The sequence below is a fragment of the Xenorhabdus sp. NBAII XenSa04 genome (genome assembly GCF_963866145.1).
Classification (GTDB): Bacteria; Pseudomonadota; Gammaproteobacteria; order Enterobacterales; family Enterobacteriaceae; genus Xenorhabdus; species Xenorhabdus indica.
Genome location: NZ_CAWMEB010000094.1, coordinates 1 through 4,312 on the forward strand (window position 1 = coordinate 1; position 4,312 = coordinate 4,312).

Below are 4,312 nucleotides of genomic sequence, written 5' to 3' on the forward strand. Positions count from 1 at the left end.
GGAAGTTTTTAGAGGTTCCCTAATGTTATTTTTTATTCGTGCGCTTTTGATATCGAATAATTTTGATAAATTGGAATGAGTTTCCGGCGAAAAATAGATGAGAACCAGAACGCATTTTTCAAATAATTTATCTGATTTATTTGCTTTTTCTGGCAGACTTTTTATATGCTTAGCCCACCGAATAACTAGGAAGTATCGTTACTTTCCCAGACTAAAAAAAGGAGGACCTATATGTCTATGCAGCGTTTATACGCTCGCTTCTTTGGTATTAGAAGCTCGCTCAAGGGTTTGTGGCATACGCTGCAATAATCTTAGCTTGAGCGAAAAAATATTTAGTTACTAACATAAAATAGTAACTTCACAAATCAGAGTTCTCTTCACTCAAGCTCGAAGAATTATTGTCAGCATCTGACAACGGTGTTTTGCACCCTAAATTCTTGAGTTATCTATGAGCACTTATTTATCAGCACAATCACTTTCTATTGCTTTCTCTTCGGCTCCTTTGTTTGAGGATATAACGTTTACTCTGAACAAAGGCGATAAAATTGGGCTTATCGGTCATAACGGCTGTGGTAAAAGCACCCTGATGAAATTACTGAGCGGTAATTTGGAAGATTACAACGGTAAGATCACAATTGCGAATCAGTGTGTTTTGGCGTATGTCGAACAGCATTTACCTTTATCTCTGCATGATGCCACGTTAATAGAGGCTATTAGTGAGAAAGTTAAAGTTGACGAAATTTGGCGAGCCGAGCTTCTGTTGTCTGAATTGGGATTTCCCGAACAGGATTGGCAAACGCCTATAGGAAATCTTAGTGGTGGGCAACATATGCGCCTGTTACTTGGTCGTGCGGTGATCCAGCAACCTGATTTACTGTTATTGGATGAACCGAGTAACCATCTGGATCTGACTTCTCTGCTATGGCTGGAATCTTTTTTGTCTCAGTGGAAAGGATCGTTTGTATTGGTATCGCATGATCAGACTTTACTGGATAGGGTGACTAATACTACCTGGATTATGCGGGACAAAACCTTATATCACTTCAGTATGGCTTGTTCTCAGGCAAGGCAAGCTTTGCTCGAACGTGATCAGGCGGATCTTCAACGTCATGTTAGTGAGCAAAAAGAGATAGACAGGCTAGAGCAGAGTGCCGAACGGTTAGCCACATGGGGTAAGGTTTATGACAATCCCGATCTTTCTCGTAAAGCGAAGACGATGCTGGCACGTAAACAGCGCCTGGCTGAGCAGCAAACTAAACTCACTCAAGGCACCCCATGGAAGCTGACTCTTCAGGGGGATGCATTACCCGCTAACCGATTGCTGGACATTGAACATATGGCTGTTATGCCTTTGGGGAGTAATGTGGTTCTGTTCAATGTGCTGTCGAAACAGATTAAGAGTGGCGATAGAATCGCTATTCTGGGTAACAATGGTTGCGGTAAGTCTACTTTGTTGAAAGTATTGTATAAAGAATATCTGGAAAAGACATTACAGAATGTGGATTATCATCCTCAATGTCAGCTCGGTTACTACGATCAATCGCTGGAGCAAATTCAGGATAACGCATCACTGAGTGATGCGTTAATTCGTTTTGCACCAACCAGTGATGATCAGCGTAAACGGGCGCTTATCAGCGCAGGTTTTGAATATCAAAGGCACCAGCAGAAAGTAGCATCATTGAGTGGCGGTGAACGGGCACGTTTATTGTTCATAGGGCTAACATTAGCGCGTTATCATTTGCTGTTTCTCGATGAACCCACTAACCACCTTGATTTGGAGGGGAAAGAAGAGCTCTTTGATACCCTGAAGGAATATAAAGGCGGAGCCTTGATTGTCAGCCACGATCGAAGTCTTATTGAACAAAGTTGTAACCGTTTTTGGCTGATTAACAAAGGTAAGCTAACTGAATATCACAATGTTGAAGAAATCTATTCTTTGCTCGAACAGGGTGATAATTTGGAAAAATCAAATTGGCAACATTCTACTGATTGCAATAAACAAGAATCGGCAATGGTATGGGATGAAGAGGTTTTACTACAACGTCTGGTAGAGTTGGAGACGCTGTTGCAGGAGGATTTGCGCAGAAGGCCAAAACATCAAAAGCCCGCCTTGCAGGAGAAATGGCGACGGGAGATTGAAACGATAAGCAGACAGCTTTAGTGCGTAATCTGTAAGGCTTGTTAATTGTATCCGACCGTCATTAGTTTTTTAATGACGGTCAGATTACCCCAAATAATTTTCGGATTATCAGGATGTTATTATATTGGAAATTCACAGAAATTCGCTGAATTCATCTGCATTCGGCAGTTTTATAGTATGTTTGAATCCCGCTAATTTCACTTCATGACGTGAAAGTTCGATATCTGAAGGTTGTATCACAGAGCTTCCGAAATCATAAATAATAGATTCCTCGCCACGGCAAATGGCTTGATCCTGTTTTTCACTTTTGTCTTTAACTGTCTGATTACATTTGTGATAGTTGCTAATGGTGGAGTTACCATGTTTTTTTGTCAGCATTCGCATTGTTTGCTGTGGAGATAAAATAACAGCGCTCGCATTATTGCCACCAAATCCTTTTGAGTTGATGATTGTGGCACGCATATCTTTACCTTGTTCACCAGCAAACTTATCCTGCATTAAGATGTTCAGGTTGGAAGAATGTACATCTTCAGCAATGTGATCAATTGTCTTAATGCCGGGTATCCATCCATATTGCCAAACGCCTAGCGTGTTGGCCAATTGATCACCGGCAGAGGTAGAAAAAGAGTGCCCGACATATGCCTTAATGGCGGTAACATCCCAGTGGCTGAGGCCAAAGACTTTCGCGGTTTCATTAATAATGTGGCTTTCTGTAACCCTATTTTGTGGCGTCCCTGTACCGTGTGCCTGAACGTAAGAATGTTGTAATTTCCCATCCAGAAGGTTGTCTGTAAGGGAAGCAGCTTTCATCATCGTGATATAGTTACCGATTCCGGGGGAAGAAATGGATTTTTTGTTCGCATCGGCATTCACGAAAACATCAGGCACCGATCCAAGAATATTGGCACCACATTGCAGTGCGAGCTCGTCACTCATAAGCAGCACAAACTGTGATGATTCGGAAAGAGTGAGCCCGACATTAGTTGAAAATGGACGGCAGGCACGGCGATGGTCGACAGTGTTAGTTCCGTCCAATTTACATAATAGATGGTCTTCTGCAAGAGCGCCCATAGCACGGAATCCTTCGATGATTTCAGGAGTAATAGGTGCTTCAGCACATCCGACTAAACAGACTTTTGCCTTACCTTGCCTTATGTCATTGACACCTTGTTTAAGATTGTACAGAAAGCTTGCACAGGCACCGATATTGGCAGATGTGCTTCCTATATTATTAATAACATAACTATTAATAAAATCTGCTGGCATATCTGGTAAGGAGAGTGGCAACATTTTGGCGCTAATACGCAAGCCATTCAGTGGATTGCCGATCAATCCTGATAGTGAAAACTGATCTATCTGGCCTAATGCACTGCTGGCATAAACAGCAATTTGATCAGGTTCTACTAATGCAGATATCTCTGACCATGAAATCCCGATTGAATTGAGTAAGTCTGAGGCACCATATACGGCGAGACGTAAACCGCGAGGATGGTGATGGGCATTATATAAATTTCCTATTTCAAATCTTTCCGGTAATTGTCCTGCGCTGGACATAGAAAGTGGAATATAAGTCGATTGTAATAGTTGAACTGTGTCTTTGTCAGGATCGGTTATTATTTTATTAACTGGCACTTTCTGAGTATCAAAAAGAGTTATTTTTCTAATTAGTGTGCCATTTTTTGCTTGTTCAATTTGGGTATCGGTGACAAATTCTGTTCCATTAATAATACCCATTCGATGACATAAGTCGCTCCATGTATCTTTCATTATTTTGTCATTAAGACTATTTGATACGATGCGTTTATATCCGTGGGAACCAGAACTTCTTCCAGCCGTATTGATACCACCTAAACCAACAATGACGGGTAATTTACTCATTATGAACTCCCAAAAGACTTTTTCTGAAGTTTAGCAATTGGTGTAAATTAATACTCTGATATATTGGTCATTAAAACTGAGAATATTGTCATCTGATCTATTTCTATCGAAACTGAAATATCAAATGTTATATACCCGTTGTTTTCAGGTTACAGCTTTGTTGGCGATATCCTGAAATTTCATAGAATATAGGCACGAAGCGTAATGATGTCTGGAGACTGAGAAAGAATATAGCATTTGTCTTATATGATAAAGCGTTACAAAGTGGGATTACGGGTCATGCTTCCAATAGTT

2 protein-coding genes are annotated in these 4,312 nt (G+C 40.9%); one reads left to right on the forward strand and one right to left on the reverse strand.

The features are described 5' to 3' along the window. The first annotated feature begins 448 nt into the window (after nucleotides 1-448). A complete protein-coding gene (locus AAC147_RS05560) occupies nucleotides 449-2,161 on the forward strand; it encodes an ABC-F family ATP-binding cassette domain-containing protein (protein ID WP_047685852.1) in 1,713 nt (570 codons plus the stop codon). A gap of 111 nt (nucleotides 2,162-2,272) precedes the next feature. Here the strand turns inward: AAC147_RS05560 and AAC147_RS05565 are convergent, their stop codons facing one another. Continuing rightward, nucleotides 2,273-4,018: a beta-ketoacyl synthase gene (locus AAC147_RS05565; protein ID WP_047685854.1), complete on the reverse strand. Its 1,746-nt coding sequence runs from the start codon at nucleotides 4,016-4,018 to the stop codon at nucleotides 2,273-2,275. Between the last annotated feature and the right edge of the window lie 294 nt (nucleotides 4,019-4,312).